This window comes from Streptomyces sp. Ag82_O1-12 (genome assembly GCF_900182715.1).
Taxonomy (GTDB): domain Bacteria; phylum Actinomycetota; class Actinomycetes; order Streptomycetales; family Streptomycetaceae; genus Streptomyces; species Streptomyces massasporeus.
The window spans coordinates 8,034,106-8,049,677 of sequence record NZ_FXUW01000001.1; the positions used below are offsets into that span (position 1 = coordinate 8,034,106).

Here is a 15,572-nt window from a genome sequence, read left to right on the forward strand (position 1 = left end):
GAAAACGGGTGTGACGATCGGGAAGGTGCCGGACAAGAACGGGACATGAGCAACGACGAGACCTTCGCCGCTGCCTACCGCGAGCACTACTGGGCGGTCAGCCGTTATGTCGCCCGGCGACTGGACGGGCGGGCCGACGATGTGGAGGAAGTGGTGGCGGAGGTGTTCACGGTCGCCTGGCGACGCCGGGCCGACCTCCCGGCCGCCGCGCTGCCCTGGCTGTACGGCGTGGCACGCAACTGCCTGGCCAACGCGGTACGCGGCCACGGCCGCCGCCGCAGGCTCGTCGACCGGCTCGGCAACGACGCCACCGCGCACGGACGGCACATCGCGGCGGGCCCCGAGGCCGACACGCCCGGCGGCTGGGTGCACGAGGCACTCGCCCGGCTCTCCGCGGCCGACCAGGAGGTGCTCCGGCTGACGGCGTGGGAGCAGCTCGGCGTCGACGAGGTGGCCGTCGCCCTCGGCTGCGGCAGCCGGGCCGCGTCCATGCGGCTGCACCGGGCGCGGCGCCGCCTCAGAGCCGAGATCGACCGCATGCGTCCCGAGCTCCCGATCGCCGAGCACTCCTGCATGACCGCCCCGAAGGAACACGGCCATGGCTGACGAACTCGAACTGCTGCGCAGCGCCGATCCCGTGCCGCCCGGCGGCCCCCATTTCGGCGACGGCCCTTTGGACCACAACGCCGAGCGCCGGCTCGAACAACTGCTGCGCGACCGGGGGAACGGGCTCCCCGGTCGGTCACGCGACCGACGAGGCCCGCTCTCCGACCGTCGAGACCCCGAGGGACGGCGCCCCGGCCACGTGCGGGACCTGCTGCTCCCGGGACCCCGCCGGCTCCGGCTGGCCTGGGGTCTGCTCGCCACCGCCGTCGTCGCCGCCCTGACCCTCACCCTCGTGCTGAGCGGACCGAGCACCCCGCCGGCGGTCGCCGCGCCCCGACCGCTGGTGATCGACACCGGCTCCACACCCGTGCCCCTGCACCGCATGGCCGAGCTGGCGTCAGCCGTGGCCGGGACCGACGGCGCGCCCCGCCTGCGCAAGGGCACACACGTGCAGTCCTGGAGTCTCGGCATGTCCGACGACAAGCCCCCGATCACCCTGCCCGAAGAGCGCATCGTGCGCTGGCGGGCCGACGACAGCCACACCCAACTCGTCGTGGCCACGGACCCCAGGCATCCCGGCCGCCCGGTCCTCTCGGACGCGGGCGGCGAGCCGCACCTCGTCGACGACGGCCACGTCCTCCTCGACCAGACCTACCCGCCGAGCTGGAGCGACGCCCCGCCCAATTCACCCCCGCCCCGCGACCCGGCCCGGCTGCGCGCCTACCTGATGGCGGCTCAGTCCACCGACACCCCGCTGACCACGCCCGAGCTGCTGGACGCCACGGCGACGCTGCTGGACAACTGGACCCTCGGGGCACGGGAGAGCGCGGCGCTGGCACGACTCCTGGCCGGTGCCGAGGGGCTGCGGCCGGTCGGCCAGGTGACCGACCGGCTGGGCCGACGCGGCCAGGCCTACGTGAACGACTCCCGCGGCCTCCGCCGCATGCTCATCATGGACCGGGCCACCGGCACCGTCCTCGGCCTGGAGAGCACCCTCACGCGGCCGGATCCCGAGTACGGAGTCGAAGAAGGCGACGTCATGTCGTACAGCGCCTGGATGCGCTGATCACACCTCGGCGACACCGAGGTGCCGGGCGGCGGCTTCCACAGTCTGCTCCAGCAGCGTGGCGATGGTCATCGGGCCGACACCGCCCGGCACCGGTGTGATCAGCGAGGCCCGCTCCACGGCGGAGTCGAAGTCGACGTCGCCGACGTTCCCGGCGTTGTACCCGGCGTCGATCACCACCGCGCCGGGCTTGACGTCCTGGCCGCGGATGAGCCGGGGCCGCCCCACCGCGGCCACCACGATGTCGGCCTCGCGCACGGCCGCCGACAGGTCCCGGGTGCGCGAGTGGCAGTAGGTGACCGTCGCGTCCCGGGCGAGCAGCAGCATGCCGACGGGCTTGCCGAGGATCGCGCTGCGGCCCACGACCACGGCCCGCTTCCCGGCCGGGTCGACGCCGTACGCGTCGAGCAGCCGCATGATCCCGCCGGGCGTGCACGACACGAAGCCGGGCAGGCCGAAGCTCATGGTGGCGAAGGAGGCGAAGGTGACGCCGTCGACGTCCTTCCCGGGCGCTATCGCCTCGAACGCGGCCCGCTCGTCGATGTGCTCGCCCACCGGGTGCTGGAGCAGGATGCCGTGCACCCCGGGGTCGGCGGAGAGCGCCTCGATCGTGCCGACGAGTTCCTTTGTGGTCGTGGCGGCGGGCAGGGCCACGTGCCGCGAGGTGATGCCGGCCTTGCGGCAGCGGTTCTGCTTCATCCGGACGTAGGTGACGGACGCGGGGTCCTCACCGACGAGCACCGTCGCGAGACAGGGCGCGGTGCCCGTCCGTTCGGTGAGGACGGCCGCGCGCTCGCCGGTCTCCTCGATGATCCGCCGGGCGAGTGCGGTGCCGTCCATGAGCCGTGCCTGCGACATGATCCACTCCTGGGCCTGTGTGCTGCTTCGCCCAGGCGCACGGCATCGACTTCCGCGGGGCCGCTCCCCGGTGGTGCTCCACCTCAGCGCCAGTCACGGCCCGGCCCCACCCTAACGGAGCCCGGTGACGCTCGCGCTACTCGTCCCAGGCCTGGACCAGGGTCTGCTCGGCGATCTTGCCGTCGCGCAGCCCGATCATGGACTCGGACAGTACGCGCACCCCGTCCGCGTACTGGCAGCTCTCGCTGTAGGCGGCTTCGTCGCCCTGGATGACGCACCGTTCCAGCGTGTGCGACATGTCGCGGCTGTAGACGTCCTCCAGCATCCGGCCGATCTCGTCCCGGCCGTGCAGGACCTTGGGGTGGCTGGGCTGGGCCGTGTGGTCCACGATCCGCAGCTCCGCGTCGTCGGCGTACAGGGAGAGCAGGATGTCCGGATCCCCTTCCACGCCCTGGCGCAGGGTGTCCCGGTCGAAGGCGGGGTCTGCCGCGGTTCCCATGATGACCTCCTTCGAAGGGCCGCGGCCCGGCGGACGCGGGCCGCGAAAGGCCTCTCCTGTCGAGCGTCCTCCCGCCGGGCGGGCTCGGCAAGCGCAACCGGAACACTGGGCCTGACGGGTGAGCGGCACCGCCCGCCCGTGTCCGCCGGGGACCCGTTCGCGTTGCGCCAGGCATGATCTCAACACGACGTATCGTCGCCGCCGTTGGTCTCGCCGCTGGCGTCACCGGCCTCGTCGCGCCGATGGCGAACGCGGCCGACGCGGAAGCGAAGAGCCCGCTCAGCCCGATGACGACGCTCGACTCGCTGGCCGTGAGCGACATCCCCGCCGAGCACAAGGCCGAGATCCCGCGGCCCTCCTCGCAGGTGGCAGGGCTCAACCGCCTCAACGACCTCGACCAGCTGAACCAGGTCGTCGGTCTGGTCTCCCCGGTCTTCGGCCTCCTGCCGAACGTCCACTGACCGCGGCGTGTGCGTGAGGGCCGCCCGGACCCGGGCGGCCCTCCCGCACGCCCGGTCTCAGTCCGCGGTGGCCAGGAACTGCGTCGCCGCCAGCTCCGCGTAGAGCGGATCGGCCGTCACGAGCTCACGGTGCGTGCCGACGGCCCGGACCCGGCCCGCGTCCATCACCACGATCCGGTCGGCCATCGTCACCGTCGACAGCCGGTGCGCCACGACGAGGACCGTGGTCGTGCGTGCCACGTCCGCGACGGTGTCGCGCAGCGCCGCCTCGTTCACCGCGTCCAGCTGCGAGGTCGCCTCGTCCAGGAGCAGCAGCCGGGGGCGGCGCAGCAGCGCGCGGGCGATGGCCACGCGCTGCCGCTCACCGCCGGACAGCTTGGTGCCGCGGTGCCCCACGAGCGTGTCGAGGCCGCCGGGCAGCCGGGAGACCAGACCGTCGAGCCGGGTCGTCTTGAGCACCCGCGCGAGGGCGTCCTCGTCCGCCTCCGGATTGCCCAGCAGCAGGTTGTCCCGCAGGGAGCCCGACAGGACAGGCGCATCCTGCTCCACATAGCCGATCGAGGCGCGCAGCCGGGGCAGCTCCCAGTCGTTCAGGTCCCGCCCGTCCAGCGTGATCACACCGGACTCGGGGTCGTAGAACCGCTCGATCAGCGAGAAGACGGTGGTCTTGCCGGCGCCGGACGGACCGACGAAGGCCGTCATGCCCTGCGCGGGCACGCTGAAGGTCACTCCGTGGTGGACGTGGGGCAGGTCGTCGGCGTAGCGGAAGCGGACGTCGTGGAAGGCGAGGGCGGCGGGCTCGGCGCCGGGGGAGGGCAGCGGGGCGGCCCCGGCGGCCGGTTCGGCGGGCAGGCGCAGGGCCTCCTCGATGCGGGTGAGGGCCGCGGCGCCCGTCTGGTACTGGGTGATGGCGCCGACGACCTGCTGTATCGGAGACATCAGGTAGAAGACGAACAGCAGGAACGCGACCAGCGTGCCCACGTCGATCGCGCCGGTCGCCACCCGTGCGCCGCCCACGGCCAGCACCGTGATGAAGGCGATCTGCATGGCGAGCCCCGCCGTGTTGCCCGCGGCGGCCGACCACTTGGCGGCCCGCACGCTCTGCCGCCACGACTCCTGAGCCGCCTCGTGCAGCGTCCGCTCCTCCCGGTGCTCCGCGCCGGACGCCTTCACCGTGCGCAGGGCGCCGAGGATCCGCTCCAGCGAGGCACCCATGACCCCGACCGCGTTCTGCGCCTGCCGGCTGGCCTGGTTGATGCGCGGCACGATCACCCCGAGGATCACGCCCGCGCCCAGGATCACGGCCAGGGTGACGCCCAGCAGCACGGCGTCCACCCAGCCCATCATCACCACCGTGGCGACGAGGGTGAGCCCGCCCGTGCCCAGTCCGACCAGCGAGTCGGTGGTGACCGCGCGCAGCAGCGTGGTGTCGGAGGTGATGCGGGCCATCAGGTCCCCGGGTTCGCTGCGGTCCACGGCCGTGATCCGCAGCCGCAGCAGATACGACGACAGAGTCCGCCGCGCGCCGAGCACCACCGACTCGGCGGTGCGCGTCAGCACGTACGAACCCAGCGCGCCCACCGCCGCGTTGGCCACGACCAGGACCGACATCGCCAGCACGGCGCCGGTGATGGCCCGGTCGTGCGACAGGTCGTCGATCAGGCCTCGCGCCACCAGCGGCAGCAGCAGCCCGGTCGCCCCGGTGACCAGGGAGAGCAGCGCACCGGTGAACAGGGACCAGCGGTGCGGCCGTACGTATCCGAGGAGCTGCCGCCACGGGGGTGTGGCGGTCTCGGTCTCTGCGATGCTCACGGCGCTCCCTCGGCGTCGGCGGAGCGTTCAGGCTACGTCGCCGCCGACCCGCGCGGCCTGCCCTTTTCGAGCAGAACGGGCCGGCCGATCCGCGCCCCTTACCGATCAGTCGCGCGTAGGGTCGGAGGGGAACGGACCCCGGCCGACGAAGGAGTCAGCAGCATGGCCCAGGAAGTACGCGGCGTGATCGCCCCCGGCAAGGACGAGCCGGTGCGGATCGAGACGGTCGTGGTGCCCGACCCCGGCCCGGGCGAAGCGGTGGTGCAGGTGCAGGCCTGCGGGGTGTGCCACACCGACCTGCACTACAAGCAGGGCGGCATCAACGACGAGTTCCCGTTCCTGCTCGGCCACGAGGCGGCGGGCGTGGTCGAGGCGGTCGGCCCCGGCGTCACCGATGTCGAGCCCGGTGACTTCGTCATCCTCAACTGGCGTGCGGTGTGCGGGAAGTGCCGTGCCTGTCTGCGCGGGCGCCCCTGGTACTGCTTCGACACCCACAACGCGCAGCAGAAGATGACCCTCGCCTCCACCGGCCAGGAGCTGTCCCCGGCCCTCGGCATCGGCGCCTTCGCGGAGAAGACGCTGGTCGCGGCCGGGCAGTGCACCAAGGTCGACCCGCGCGTGGCCCCGCAGGTGGCCGGGCTGCTGGGTTGCGGTGTGATGGCCGGCATCGGCGCCGCGATCAACACCGGGAACGTCGGCCGTGGCGACTCGGTCGCCGTCATCGGCTGCGGCGGAGTCGGCGACGCGGCCATCGCCGGATCGCGGCTGGCCGGAGCGGCGACGATCATCGCCGTCGACATCGACGACCGCAAGCTGGCGACCGCCCGCTCCATGGGCGCCACCCACACCGTCAACTCGCGCGAGAACGACCCGGTCGAGGCGATCCGCGAACTCACCGGCGGCTTCGGCGCCGACGTCGTCATCGAGGCCGTCGGCCGTCCCGAGACGTACCAGCAGGCCTTCTACGCCCGTGACCTCGCGGGCACGGTCGTCCTCGTCGGTGTCCCCACGCCCGAGATGAAGCTCGAACTGCCGCTGCTCGACGTCTTCGGCCGCGGCGGAGCCCTGAAGTCCAGCTGGTACGGCGACTGCCTGCCCTCCCGCGACTTCCCCATGCTGATCGACCTGCATCTGCAGGGGCGTCTGGACCTCGGCGCGTTCGTCACGGAGACGATCCAGCTCGACGAGGTGGAGAAGGCGTTCGAGCGGATGCACCACGGTGACGTGCTGCGCTCGGTGGTGGTGCTGTGATGACGACCCGCATCGAACACCTCGTCACCTCCGGCCGGTTCAGCCTCGACGGCGGCACCTGGGACGTCGACAACAACGTGTGGATCGTCGGCGACGACCACGAGGCGATCGTCATCGACGCCGCCCACGACGCCGACGCCATCGCCGAGGCCGTCGGGGACCGCCGGCTCACCGCCATCGTGTGCACGCACGCCCACAACGACCACATCGACGCCGCCCCCGCGCTCGCCGAGCGCACCGGTGCCACCATCTGGCTGCACCGCGACGACCTGCCGCTGTGGAAGCAGACCCACCCGGACCGCGAGCCGGACGCCTGGCTCGTCGACGGCCAGACGATCGAGGCCGGCGGCGCCGACCTCAGGGTCCTGCACACTCCGGGGCACGCGCCCGGTGCCGTCTGCCTCTACGACCCGGGGCTGGGCACCGTCTTCACCGGCGACACCCTCTTCCAGGGCGGCCCCGGCGCCACCGGCCGGTCCTTCTCGCACTTCCCGACGATCATCGACTCGATCCGCGACCGGCTGCTGAGCCTGCCGCCGGAGACGACGGTCCGCACCGGCCACGGCGACTCCACGACCATCGGCGCTGAGGCCCCGCAGCTTCAGGAATGGATCGCCCGGGGCCACTGACCGCGTGTCGCCGGTAAAAGGCGACAGAAGATGTCCGGCTTACCCGTGACCCTGGAGGCGACAAGCAGCCACGGTCACGGGAGGTCGGACATGTCAGCTCCGTTGCAGGACAAGGTCGCACTGGTCGCCGGGGCGACCCGGGGCGCGGGACGGGGGATCGCCGTGGAACTCGGCGCGGCCGGCGCCACCGTCTACGTCACCGGCCGCAGCACCCGCGCCCGCCGTTCGGAGTACGACCGGCCCGAGACCATCGAGGACACCGCCGACCTGGTCACCGCCGCCGGCGGCACGGGCATCGCCGTCCCCACCGACCATCTCGACCGGGCGCAGGTCACGGCTCTCGTGGACCGGATCGCGGACGAGCAGGGCCGCCTCGACGTCCTGGTCAACGACATCTGGGGCGGCGAGACGCTCTTCGAGTGGGACACCCCCCTCTGGGAGCACGACCTCGACAACGGCCTGCGTCTGCTGCGGCTCGCCGTCGAGACGCACGCCGTCACGAGCCACCACGCCCTGCCCCTGCTGCTGCGCAACCCCGGCGGCCTGGTCGTCGAGGTCACCGACGGCACCGCCGACTACAACGCCGAGAACTACCGCGTGAGCTTCTTCTACGACCTCGCCAAGGCCTCCGTGCTGCGCATGGCCTTCGCCCTCGGCCACGAACTCGCCCCGCGCGGCGCCACCGCCGTCGCCCTCACCCCCGGCTGGCTGCGCTCGGAGCTGATGCTGGACGGCTTCGGGGTACGGGAGGAGAACTGGCGCGACGCCCTGGAGCGCGTTCCCCACTTCGCCATCTCGGAGACCCCGCACTACGTGGGCCGGGCCGTGACCGCACTCGCCGCCGACCCGGACGTGTCCCGCTTCAACGGCACATCCCTCTCCAGCGGCGGACTCGCCCAGGTGTACGGCTTCACCGACCTCGACGGCAGCCGCCCGGACGCCTGGCGTTACCTCGTGGAGGTGCAGGACGCGGGGAAGCCCGCGGACGTCACCGGATATCGGTGAGGCCCGCCCGCCGAACCGGTTGTCCGGTGAGGCGGACGGGCTCCGGGGGCCGCACAGGCCTCTCTCGCTCACAGGCCTCGCTCGCTCACAGGCCTCTCTCGACGAAGCGGTCCAGCAGCGCGTCCAGCCCCGCCGCCAGCCCTTCCGGCCCGCCCCGGCCGGCGAGGGTGGGTGCGGTCGCACGCAACCGCGGGAGCTCGTCCGACGGCATGCGGTACAGACCGAGCCGGAACGCGGGGTCCGGCTCCTTGGGGTTGTCCACCATGGCCCGCAGTTCCACGGACACGTACCCGAGGACCCAGGCGGTGAAGGCGCGCAGCACCGGGGCGGAACGGGTCTCGTCGAAACCGGCGTCCCACAGGACGCCGAGCACGCGTTCATGATCCCTGAGCACCGCCGGCGCCCTGCGCGCCAGCGGTACCTCGGTGAAGCGCGTGAAGATCAGCGGTGCCCCCTCCGGGTGGTCGAGGCAGACCTGGTAGGTGATCTGAGCGATGCGGTGCAGTTCCGCCCGCCACTCGGGGCCGCCGGCCGCAACGGCCGTTTCCGGGGCGGGTGCCCGGGCGAGCCGCTCCTCCACTTCCAGGAACAGAGCCTCGACCACGCCGTCCAGCAGCGCGGTCTTCCCCGGCGCGTAGCGGTACAGGGACATGGCCTCCACACCGAGCTCGGCGCCCAGGCGACGCATGGTCAGGGCCGCGAGGCCTTCGCGGTCGACCAGGACCAGGGCCGCGGCGAGGACCCGCTCGCGACTGAGCCTGCCGTGGCGTCCGTCCTCGTCGGCCCCCGGCCCCGCGCCGTGCACCATCACCTGCCTCCTCCGCAAAGATGCCTCTCGCCGTCACGGCCTGTCGAGTTCGCCCCACACGACGAACCGGTGGACGTACGTGCCGTCCCAGCCGCGGTCCGTGCACGTGATGAGGGTGATCCGGGCCTTGTCGGGCCGAGCCCCCGGCTTGCCGGGAACGGGAAGGAGGACACCGACGTCGGAGGGCTCCACGACCTTGCTGTGGGTGACCCGGTAGGTGTAGGTGGTCCGCTTCCACTCGATGTCGATCGTGTCGCCCTTCCTCAGCTCCGGGAGCCTGTTGAAGGGCTGTCCCCACCCCGTGCGATGACCCGCCACGGCGAAATTGCCCGGCTGGCCCGGCAGTGCCGTCTCCGGGAAGTGCCCGGGGCCCTTCGCGAGGGCCGCCTGCGCCACGCCCTCGACGATCACCGGGGCGAAGTCCCGGCCGAATCGGGGAACGCGCAGCACGGCGAAGGCGTCTCCGGTGCGCGGATCAGCCTTCTCCTGCCGGGCCGTCTGCGGTGGTGCGGCCGACTGCCGGAGGTCTTTGCGCAGCGACTGCTGCGTCTGGGCGTAGGCGTCGCCGGCGTGCCCGTCGTGGAAGAGCTTGAGGCCGCCCAAGGTCAGGCCGGCGAGAATCAGGCCGACGCTCAGAAGCTGGATCACCCTTCTCATTTCGGACCTCCCGCATTGCGGTGGGACCACTTCCGTGGCCCCGCCTCGGCGACCTTGTCAGGCGTCGTCCCTGACCTTGCGCGGGATCAGTCGCAGTGCGGCTGATCCCGCCGAGATCAGAACGAAGACGATGATCCAGAACCAGACACTTCCAGGGCCCCCGGTGACCGGCAGCAGTCCTGCTCCGGTGGTTCCAGCGGCTGTGGTGCCGGCACCTACATAGTTCGCCATGATCTTTTCCTTTCTTCGGACGATTCCTCGTCTGTGTCTTTGTGTGAGTGTTCGTGTGTCACCAATTGCGGTTCCTCCGCAGGGCCGTGTCCGCGAGCGCGCGGAGGTGGACGCCCTGGAGAAACAGGTCGAAGCACCACTCGGGCAGGACCAGCATCGAGGCGATCGACGCACGCCAGCCGCGTGATTTCACGGTGATGGCCCGCTCAATGGCGTAGAACGCCGTGAAGGCGATCCAGAAGGGAGCGATCCGCAGCCCCTGGCCGAAGGCGAGGAACCATATGACGGAACCTATGTAGGCGGTCGACACGGATACTCCGAGAAAGGCCACGAGCTGTCTGGCCCAGCCCTCCGTCGTGTAGCGGGTGAGGCCGTAGTCGATCAGGTTCTCCAGCGCGCCGCGCTTCCAGCGGAGCCGCTGCTTGGCAAGAGCCGGCCAGGTCTCCATGACTTCCGTGGTCATGGTGGCCCGCGGCGGGGCGACGATGCGGTGGTGCAGGTGCTTGAGGGCCAGGGTGAGTTCGTTGTCCTCCGTCAGCGCCTTCGTGTCGTAGACACCGTCAGCCGCGGGAAGCCGGCCCGATGACCGCGCCGTGAGGACGTCTTTCAGCGCTCCGGCCCGGAAGAGGCACGCGGTGCCGGTCAAGCACAGCACCTTGCCCCTTTTCCGCGCGGTGTCCCGCGCGTAGCGGGCGAATTCGTTGCGCTGGAACGTTCCGCACAGCCTGCCGCCGGAGCGACCACGGAAATTGCCGCCCACCGCGCCGTACCCCTGGCCCATCTTCCTGAGGGTCACCTCGATGAAGTGGGGATCCAGATAGGTGTCGGCGTCCTGGACGAGGATCGCGTCCTGATCGGAGAGGTACGGCAGCAGTCTGCCCAGCGCCCCGTTCAGGTTGCCGGCCTTCTTGTGCCGGTTGCCGACCGAATGCCAGGCCTCGGCCCCGGCCGCGTGGGCGATCCGCTCCAGCTCCGCGGTCCGACCGCTGTCCTGGTGCGGATCGAGCGTGACGACCACCCGGTCCGCGGGACGCGTCTGCCCCCGCAGGGCCTCCAGCACGTGGGGGAGGGAGTCCACCTCCCGGTAGGCGGGCACGAGCACGATCACCCGAGGCGACTGAAGCGCCGCGACGGCCGCCGGGTCACACCGCGGACGGAGATCCGATGCTGTCGGTGAGAGCGTCTCGATCATCACGTGCTCCGTGTGACTGGATGAATTGCTACCTGATATCTGTAACCTTACGTTGTAAACCTATATGTGCAACTTACGGCATAGGTTTCGCCTGTCCACTGCTTCGCCCGGTCTCGGGACGCTCATGAGGAATGTCACTGTTCCGTCCCAGCGCGTCCGACCGCACAACCGGAAGCGGTCTCCGTCCGTCTAGCTGGCAGACATCACCGAACCGCTTTCGCGAAAGGGCAGGACCAGCCATGGGGGACGTACGCAGACGGAGCGCCGTCGCACTGGGGATCACCGGTCTGGTGGCACCGCTCACGCTCGCGCTCGGGGCCGCACCGGCCCAGGCGGCGAGCTGCACCACGCAGGCCGGCCCGTACCAGAAGAAGGTGGAGAAGTTCCTCGGCCGTCCGGTCGACGGCAAGCAGTCCGCCGCCGACTGCAAGGCCATCAAGGCCTTCCAGACCACGCACGGCATCACCCCGAACATCGGCTACGCCGGCTCCGTCACCTGGGGCGTGATGGACCTGATGCAGAAGCAGAAGGCCGTCGGGAAGACCCCCAACAAGGACGGCAAGTGCCCGGTGAACAAGGGCCGGATCGCCTGCGTGAACCTGACGCTCCAGCTCAGCTGGATCCAGGACGGCAAGAAGCTCGTCTACGGCCCCGTCCCGGTCCGCACCGGCCGCGACGGGTACGAGACCCGCACCGGCCTGAAGAAGATCTACTGGCGCCACATCGATCACGTGTCGTCCATCTACGACGTGCCGATGCCCTACGCCCAGTTCTTCGACGGCGGCCAGGCCTTCCATTCGGTCGGCGTCAGCATGTGGAACCCGCCGGGCTCGCACGGCTGCACCAACATGACGAAGACCGACGCCAAGAAGTACTGGTCGCTGCTGAAGAACGGCGACGACGTCTTCGTCTACGGCCGCAAGCCGGGCACCTGATACCGGGCACCCGGCTCGCGTCCGGTGGTTTCCCCTACTGGGGCGCGTCCCCGAAGTCCGGGATCTCCAGCCTGGCCCCGCCCTGCCGCGCCGACTCGTGCGCGATGATGCCCGGCAGGGTGTAGCGGGCGGCCACCCACGCGTTCACCGACGGCAGCGTGCGGGCGTTGACGGCGGTCACGAAGTCGTCCACCAGGAAGTGGTGGCTGCCCTCATGGCCGTTGTGGAGGTGGTCGAACTCCCTCGGCAGCCGCGCTCGGTCGTGCACGGGCGCCGACCCGGAGGTGAAGGCCGCCCGCAGCTCCGGCGCGATGTGCTGGAGCGACGGGTCGTCGGGCGCCATGGTGGGCTTGGGCTCCAGCAGTTCGCTGATGTCCTTCACCCCCTTCTTGTCCTGCCACAGGGCGACCGTGGCGAGTTGCTCCATGCTCGCCTCGGTGCCGAAGAAGCGGAACCGCGACTCCCGTATGTGCGAGGGGTAGCCGACCCGCCGGAACTCGTTCGTACGGAACGAGCCGCCGCCCGCCACCTCGAACAGCGCGGTGGCGTTGGAGACGTCGTTGCCGAACTGGCTGACGTCCTTGTCGAAGACGCCGTCGCCCCGGTCATCGACGACACCGATCGCCGACACGCTCACCGCGTGGGTCTTCCAGGCGCCCAGCACCCCGCCGACCGCGTGCGTCGGGTACAACAGCGGCGGATAGCTGGCGGTCGCCTTCCAGTTCTCGCCGCCGCTGTACTGGTAGGCCTCGTAGAACCCCAGGTCCATGTCGTGGACGTAGTCGCCCTCGGCGTAGAAGAGCCGCCCGAAGGCGCCTTCGGCGATCTGGTTGCGGGCGTGGACCGTGGCCGGGTTGTACTCGCTGGTCTCGCCCATCATGTAGGTCAGCCCGGTGGCCTTGACCGCGTCGATGATCGCCGCGATCTCCTCCGTGCTGATGGCCATCGGGACGGCGGAGTACACGTGCTTGCCGGCGTTCAGGCCCTGGAGCACCAGCGGCCCGTGCGTCCAGCGCTGGGTGAAGATCGCGACGGCGTCGACGTCCTCCGACTCCAGCATGGCCTGGTAGGACGGGAAGGTGCCCGCCAGCCCCTGGGCGGAGGCGAGTTGTGCGGCCCGCTCGGGCAGCAGGTCGGTGACGTAGACGTCGCCGACACCGGGGTGGGCCTGGAACAGGGTGGCGAACTGGCCCGAGAACTGTCCGGCGCCGACGATGCCGAGGGAGAACGTCATGGGAGGCTGCCCTTCACTGGTGGGTGATCACTGCGAGAGGATCAGGTTGATCTGTTCATTGGTCCGGTCGAGGCTGCTCACGGGCTTGCCGTTGCCGTAGATGTCCTCCATCGCGGGTGCCATCAAGGCCGTCATGTCCGCCGAGTAGCTGGCGATCGGATAGGAGAAGGTCCGGAAGCGCTTCTTGTCGGCCACGGGCTCGGTGAAGGCCGAGACGTCGATGCCCTTCTTCCGGTACGCGGCGACGGCCGCCTCGGTCCCGGCCGGGGTGGCGGGGAAGACGACCCCGGACCTGCCGACCACGGTCTGGCAGCGGTCCGAGGCCAGGTAGGCCACCCACTTGCGGGCGCCCGCCTTGTTCTCGGAGGCCTTGGTGATGGAGTCGGCGAGGCCGTTCATCATCGTGGCGCGCTTGCCGGTCGGGCCGGCCGGCGTCACGGCGGTCCTGATGTCCTTGCCCTTGAAGCCGGCGTAGGTGGAGATCATCCAGGCCCCGTCGAACGCGGTGGCCGCCTTGCCCGCGGCGACCTGGGTGTTCGCCTGGTTGGACTGGACGTTGTAGTCGGACAGGGGCGGCATGTAGCCCTTCTTCGCCAGCCCGAAGTACCACTGGACGACGGACTGGAAGGTCTTGCTGTCGTACTGGTACTTCGTGCCCCAGCGCGGCTTGTCGAGGTAGCTCCACCCGGCGGAGGCGGCGAAGTTGCTCCACTGGGTCTGGCCGTCGCCGAACCCGCCGCCGCCTGAGGCCATGCCGTAGACCTTGACGTTGTTCTTGTCGAAGCCCGCCTCGTCGCCGCGCTTGCCGTTCCTGTCGACGGTGAGGTGGGCGATGGCCTTCTCGAAGGTGCCGCCGTCCTTCGGGTTCCAGGAGAGGTCGTTCAGCTGCTCGGCGCTGAGGCCGGCGTCCTCGGTCAGCTTCCGGTTGTAGAACAGCGCGACGGTGTCCCAGTCCTTCGGAGCGCCGTAGCGGTGGCCGTCCTGGCCGACCCAGTTGGCGGCGAGGCCCGGCTGGTAGTCGGAGTCCTCGATGCCGAGGTCGTCGAGCGGTTCGAGGACCTTCAGGTCGGCGAACTGGCCGAAGTTCTGGATGTGGTCGGTGAACACGTCCGGCGCGGTGCCCGCGATGAACCCGGCGGTGAGCTTGGTCCAGTAGTCGCTCCAGCCCAACTGCGTGATCTTCACCTTCAGTCCGGGGTTCTCCTTCTCGAACCCCTTCGCGCACGCCTGGTAGGCGGGCAGCTGGTTGGCGTCCCACAGCCAGTACGTGACCGTGTGGGCGGAGGACCCGGTGGCATCTCCCTGCGCGCACCCGCTGACCAGGGACAGCGCCAGCGCTCCGGTCGCCGCGACGAGCGGACGAAGTCGAATTCGCATCACAGTCCCCTTACTTGATCCCGGTGAAGCCGATGGAGCTGACGATGCGGCGGGCGAAGCAGGCGAACAGCACCAGCATCGGCAGCGCGGCGATCAGCGTCGCGGCCATGAGCCCGGACCAGTCGACGCCGGTCGCCGGGGTCTGTGCCCGGAAGACCGCGAGCGCCACGGTCAGCACCCGCGAGCTGTCGCTGTAGGAGACCATCAGCGGCCAGAAGTAGTCGTTCCAGGAGGTGATGTACGTCAGCACGCCCAGCGTGATGATCGGCGTGGACGCCATCGGCAGGACCACCCGGAAGAAGATCTTGACCTTCCCGGCGCCGTCGAGCAGCGCGGCCTCCTCGACCTCCTTGGGGATGTTCATGAAGAACTGCCGGAGGAAGAACACCGCGAACGGCGTCATGAACATGGTGGGCAGCGCGATGCCGAGGAGCGTGTCGATCAGGTGCAGTTGCTTGATGAGCACGAAGTTCGGCAGCAGGGTGAAGATGGCCGGCACCATCATCCCGGCCAGGAACAGCCCGAACACCTTGTCCCGGCCCCGCCAGCGCAGCCGCGAGAAGGCGTAGGCGGCCATCGCGCTGAAGAAGATCTGACAGCCGGTGATCAGGGTGGAGACCAGTACCGAGTTGAGCAGGTAGCGCCAGAAGTCCAGGCCGCCGCCCGCGCCGCCCTGCGCGACGGCCTCCTCGGCCGACTGCAGCCCCAGGGCGCGTTGGAAGCCGCTGGTGGTCAGGTCGACCGGCAGCGGATTGGTCGGGTCGGCGCTCAGGCCCGCGTTCGTGGAGAGCGCGGTGCGCAGGATCCAGTAGAACGGCAGCAGGGTGATGAGGATGATCAGTCCCATCACGGTCCAGGCGGCGGCCCGCCCGAAGGGGAACCTGCGCCGGACCGGCCGCAGGGTTGTCGGCGATGTTGTCGGCGGTGTCGTCACGGCAGCCATGGCGGTGT

The 15,572-nt window shown here is 70.5% G+C and carries 17 protein-coding genes and 1 riboswitch; of the genes, 7 read left to right on the forward strand and 10 right to left on the reverse strand.

From position 1 onward, the window contains the following. The first annotated feature begins 45 nt into the window (after positions 1 to 45). On the forward strand, positions 46 to 606 hold the full coding sequence (locus QOL88_RS36570) for an RNA polymerase sigma factor (RefSeq protein WP_097222490.1): 561 nt from the start codon (positions 46 to 48) through the stop codon (positions 604 to 606). Beyond that, entirely contained in the window at positions 599 to 1,672 is a 1,074-nt protein-coding gene (locus QOL88_RS36575; protein ID WP_097222491.1) for a CU044_5270 family protein, read from the forward strand. Before QOL88_RS36570 ends, QOL88_RS36575 begins: the two co-directional genes overlap by 8 nt. Here QOL88_RS36575 and QOL88_RS36580 read toward each other — a convergent pair whose 3' ends face one another. After that, positions 1,673 to 2,530 (reverse strand): bifunctional 5,10-methylenetetrahydrofolate dehydrogenase/5,10-methenyltetrahydrofolate cyclohydrolase, encoded by an 858-nt coding sequence (locus tag QOL88_RS36580; protein ID WP_097222492.1) that lies wholly within the window; start codon positions 2,528 to 2,530, stop codon positions 1,673 to 1,675. It lies immediately after the preceding gene. A 22-nt stretch (positions 2,531 to 2,552) separates the two neighbouring features. After that, positions 2,553 to 2,637, reverse strand: a riboswitch (ZMP/ZTP riboswitch). Between the two features lie 29 nt (positions 2,638 to 2,666). Then, on the reverse strand, positions 2,667 to 3,029 hold the full coding sequence (locus tag QOL88_RS36585) for a nuclear transport factor 2 family protein (RefSeq protein ID WP_097222493.1): 363 nt from the start codon (positions 3,027 to 3,029) through the stop codon (positions 2,667 to 2,669). Positions 3,030 to 3,202: 173 nt separating this feature from the next. Here QOL88_RS36585 and QOL88_RS36590 point away from each other — a divergent pair, with 173 nt between their 5' ends. Next, entirely contained in the window at positions 3,203 to 3,490 is a 288-nt protein-coding gene (locus QOL88_RS36590; protein ID WP_097222494.1) for a hypothetical protein, read from the forward strand. Between the two features lie 57 nt (positions 3,491 to 3,547). On the opposite strand, the gene QOL88_RS36595 is transcribed toward QOL88_RS36590, so the two are convergent. Beyond that, on the reverse strand, positions 3,548 to 5,302 hold the full coding sequence (locus QOL88_RS36595; RefSeq protein WP_097222495.1) for an ABC transporter ATP-binding protein: 1,755 nt from the start codon (positions 5,300 to 5,302) through the stop codon (positions 3,548 to 3,550). A gap of 162 nt (positions 5,303 to 5,464) precedes the next feature. On the opposite strand from QOL88_RS36595, the gene QOL88_RS36600 reads away from it, so the two are divergent. The 3 genes from QOL88_RS36600 to QOL88_RS36610 all read left to right on the forward strand — a co-directional run bounded on the left by QOL88_RS36600 (position 5,465) and on the right by QOL88_RS36610 (position 8,187). After that, entirely contained in the window at positions 5,465 to 6,553 is a 1,089-nt protein-coding gene (locus QOL88_RS36600; RefSeq protein ID WP_097222496.1) for an S-(hydroxymethyl)mycothiol dehydrogenase, read from the forward strand. Then, the gene (locus QOL88_RS36605; protein ID WP_097222497.1) at positions 6,553 to 7,182 is read left to right on the forward strand and encodes an MBL fold metallo-hydrolase; all 630 of its coding nucleotides are present in this window, start codon (positions 6,553 to 6,555) and stop codon (positions 7,180 to 7,182) included. Before QOL88_RS36600 ends, QOL88_RS36605 begins: the two co-directional genes overlap by 1 nt. Before the next feature lie 90 nt (positions 7,183 to 7,272). Then, a complete protein-coding gene (locus QOL88_RS36610; protein WP_097222498.1) occupies positions 7,273 to 8,187 on the forward strand; it encodes an SDR family oxidoreductase in 915 nt (304 codons plus the stop codon). Between the two features lie 85 nt (positions 8,188 to 8,272). On the opposite strand, the gene QOL88_RS36615 is transcribed toward QOL88_RS36610, so the two are convergent. The 4 genes from QOL88_RS36615 to QOL88_RS36630 all read right to left on the reverse strand — a co-directional run bounded on the left by QOL88_RS36615 (position 8,273) and on the right by QOL88_RS36630 (position 10,991). After that, positions 8,273 to 8,995 carry a TetR/AcrR family transcriptional regulator gene (locus QOL88_RS36615; protein ID WP_097222499.1) on the reverse strand — a complete coding sequence of 241 codons (723 nt, stop codon included), beginning with the start codon at positions 8,993 to 8,995 and terminating at the stop codon, positions 8,273 to 8,275. Between the two features lie 33 nt (positions 8,996 to 9,028). Further along, positions 9,029 to 9,643: a class E sortase gene (locus QOL88_RS36620; RefSeq protein WP_179879056.1), complete on the reverse strand. Its 615-nt coding sequence runs from the start codon at positions 9,641 to 9,643 to the stop codon at positions 9,029 to 9,031. Between the two features lie 66 nt (positions 9,644 to 9,709). Further along, on the reverse strand, positions 9,710 to 9,883 hold the full coding sequence (locus tag QOL88_RS36625; RefSeq protein WP_179879057.1) for a hypothetical protein: 174 nt from the start codon (positions 9,881 to 9,883) through the stop codon (positions 9,710 to 9,712). Between the two features lie 58 nt (positions 9,884 to 9,941). After that, a complete protein-coding gene (locus tag QOL88_RS36630) occupies positions 9,942 to 10,991 on the reverse strand; it encodes a glycosyltransferase family 2 protein (protein ID WP_218892928.1) in 1,050 nt (349 codons plus the stop codon). Positions 10,992 to 11,314: 323 nt separating this feature from the next. On the opposite strand from QOL88_RS36630, the gene QOL88_RS36635 reads away from it, so the two are divergent. Continuing rightward, positions 11,315 to 12,010, forward strand: a complete 696-nt coding sequence (locus QOL88_RS36635) for a L,D-transpeptidase family protein (protein ID WP_097222502.1) — start codon at positions 11,315 to 11,317, stop codon at positions 12,008 to 12,010. A gap of 34 nt (positions 12,011 to 12,044) precedes the next feature. Here QOL88_RS36635 and QOL88_RS36640 read toward each other — a convergent pair whose 3' ends face one another. From QOL88_RS36640 to QOL88_RS36650, 3 genes are read right to left on the reverse strand one after another with little or no spacing between them, the layout of a single operon-like run. After that, complete coding sequence (locus QOL88_RS36640) at positions 12,045 to 13,244, reverse strand: Gfo/Idh/MocA family protein (RefSeq protein WP_097222503.1); 1,200 nt, start codon at positions 13,242 to 13,244, stop codon at positions 12,045 to 12,047. 27 nt (positions 13,245 to 13,271) lie between these two features. Further along, entirely contained in the window at positions 13,272 to 14,621 is a 1,350-nt protein-coding gene (locus tag QOL88_RS36645) for an ABC transporter substrate-binding protein (RefSeq protein WP_097222504.1), read from the reverse strand. A 10-nt stretch (positions 14,622 to 14,631) separates the two neighbouring features. Further along, the gene (locus tag QOL88_RS36650) at positions 14,632 to 15,564 is read right to left on the reverse strand and encodes a carbohydrate ABC transporter permease (RefSeq protein ID WP_097222505.1); all 933 of its coding nucleotides are present in this window, start codon (positions 15,562 to 15,564) and stop codon (positions 14,632 to 14,634) included. Positions 15,565 to 15,572 lie beyond the last annotated feature (8 nt).

Bases quoted from the DNA above. Each gene is read 5' to 3' on its own strand.
- QOL88_RS36570 (WP_097222490.1), top strand. From the start codon at position 46: ATGAGCAACGACGAGACCTTCGCCGCTGCCTACCGCGAGCACTACTGG.
- QOL88_RS36600 (WP_097222496.1), top strand. From the start codon at position 5,465: ATGGCCCAGGAAGTACGCGGCGTGATCGCCCCCGGCAAGGACGAGCCG.
- QOL88_RS36610 (WP_097222498.1), top strand. From the start codon at position 7,273: ATGTCAGCTCCGTTGCAGGACAAGGTCGCACTGGTCGCCGGGGCGACC.
- QOL88_RS36645 (WP_097222504.1), bottom strand. From the start codon at position 14,621: ATGCGAATTCGACTTCGTCCGCTCGTCGCGGCGACCGGAGCGCTGGCG.
- QOL88_RS36640 (WP_097222503.1), bottom strand. From the start codon at position 13,244: ATGACGTTCTCCCTCGGCATCGTCGGCGCCGGACAGTTCTCGGGCCAG.
- QOL88_RS36580 (WP_097222492.1), bottom strand. From the start codon at position 2,530: ATGTCGCAGGCACGGCTCATGGACGGCACCGCACTCGCCCGGCGGATC.
- QOL88_RS36650 (WP_097222505.1), bottom strand. From the start codon at position 15,564: ATGGCTGCCGTGACGACACCGCCGACAACATCGCCGACAACCCTGCGG.
- QOL88_RS36590 (WP_097222494.1), top strand. From the start codon at position 3,203: ATGATCTCAACACGACGTATCGTCGCCGCCGTTGGTCTCGCCGCTGGC.
- QOL88_RS36615 (WP_097222499.1), bottom strand. From the start codon at position 8,995: ATGGTGCACGGCGCGGGGCCGGGGGCCGACGAGGACGGACGCCACGGC.
- QOL88_RS36585 (WP_097222493.1), bottom strand. From the start codon at position 3,029: ATGGGAACCGCGGCAGACCCCGCCTTCGACCGGGACACCCTGCGCCAG.
- QOL88_RS36635 (WP_097222502.1), top strand. From the start codon at position 11,315: ATGGGGGACGTACGCAGACGGAGCGCCGTCGCACTGGGGATCACCGGT.
- QOL88_RS36605 (WP_097222497.1), top strand. From the start codon at position 6,553: ATGACGACCCGCATCGAACACCTCGTCACCTCCGGCCGGTTCAGCCTC.
- QOL88_RS36625 (WP_179879057.1), bottom strand. From the start codon at position 9,883: ATGGCGAACTATGTAGGTGCCGGCACCACAGCCGCTGGAACCACCGGA.
- QOL88_RS36575 (WP_097222491.1), top strand. From the start codon at position 599: ATGGCTGACGAACTCGAACTGCTGCGCAGCGCCGATCCCGTGCCGCCC.